General features: G+C 67.4%; 1 protein-coding gene. It reads left to right on the top strand.

What is annotated here, in order from left to right; genetic code table 11:
* Nucleotides 1–225 precede the first annotated feature (225 nt).
* On the top strand, nucleotides 226–1493 hold a 1268-nt coding region (locus tag TSO221_RS34695), incomplete at its 3' end, for an MFS transporter (protein WP_348770307.1).

Here is a 1493-nt window from a genome sequence, read left to right as displayed (position 1 = left end):
GTTAGCGCTAACAATCGCAGCGCTATTGTGAGCGCTAACAATATAAGAACACGCGGCGCCCGCACACCGAAATCCGGTACGGCCACACCACGGGCGGTGGCCGGGCACCACAGGAGGAGCCCCATGAGTCTCGAAGCTGGTCTCGAATCCGCCATCGCCGGTGCGCCAGCCGACGCCGCCGCCGTCCAGGCGCGCCGCACGCGCATCCGCTGGACCATCGTCGTCATGCTGTTCGTGGTCACCGCGATCAACTACGCCGACCGCGCCGTGCTCGCCATCGCCGGCCCGGTGCTCTCCAAGGACCTCGGCATCACCCCGGCCCAGATGGGCTTCATCTTCTCCGCCTTCGGCTGGTCCTACGTGCTCGGCCAGCTCCCCGGCGGCTGGCTGCTCGACCGCTTCGGCTCCAAATGGGTCTACGCCGCCAGCATCTTCGTCTGGTCCGTCTTCACCCTCTTCCAGGGCCTCGTCGGCTTCCTCACCGGCGCCACCGCGGTGGCCGTCCTCTTCGCCCTGCGCTTCGCCGTCGGGCTGGCCGAGGCGCCCTCCTTCCCCGGCAACAGCCGCGTCGTCGCCGCCTGGTTCCCCGGCCACGAGCGCGCCACCGCCTCCGCCATCTTCAACTCGGCGCAGTACTTCGCCACCGTCATCTTCGCACCCCTGATGGGCTGGCTCACCCACTCCTTCGGCTGGCCCTGGGCCTTCGGCGTCATGGGCGCGCTGGGCATCCTGGTCGCCGCCGTCTGGCTGAAGACCGTCTACAGCCCCAGCGACCACCCGCGCATCAACCAGGCCGAGGTCGACTACATCGCCGCCGGCGGCGGCCTGGTGAACATGGACGACGCCGCCAGGAAGAAGACCGACGCCGCCGCCGGCGCCAAGTGGGACTACATCCGCCAGCTGTTCGCCAGCCGGATGATGGTCGGCATCTTCCTCGGCCAGTTCTGCATCAACGCCATCACCTACTTCTTCATCACCTGGTTCCCGGTGTACCTGGTGCAGGCCCGCGGCATGTCGGTGCTGAGCGCCGGCTTCATCGCCTCGATCCCGGCGATCTGCGGCTTCGCCGGCGGCATCCTCGGCGGCGTGCTCTCCGACGCCATGCTGCGCAAGGGCTTCTCGCTGACCGCGGCGCGCAAGACCCCCATCGTGCTCGGCATGCTGCTCTCCATGAGCATGATCGCCTGCAACTACACCGACCTGCAGTGGGTGGTCGTCGGCTTCATGGCGCTCGCCTTCTTCGGCAAGGGCATCGGCGCCCTCGGCTGGGCCGTCATGTCCGACTGCGCGCCGAAGGAGATCACCGGCCTGTCCGGCGGCGTCTTCAACATGTGCGGTAACATCTCGTCCATCACCACGCCGATCATCATCGGCTACATCATCCAGACCTCCGGCTCCTTCAACGGCGCCCTCGTCTTCGTCGGCGCCAACGCCCTCATCGCCGCCGTCAGCTACCTCCTCGTCGTCGGCGACATCAAGCGTATGGAACTCAA

The organism is Azospirillum sp. TSO22-1 (assembly GCF_003116015.1).
Classification (GTDB): domain Bacteria; phylum Pseudomonadota; class Alphaproteobacteria; order Azospirillales; family Azospirillaceae; genus Azospirillum.
Note: the sequence above shows the minus strand (reverse complement) of the source record. Positions and strands in the feature narration are given on the sequence as shown.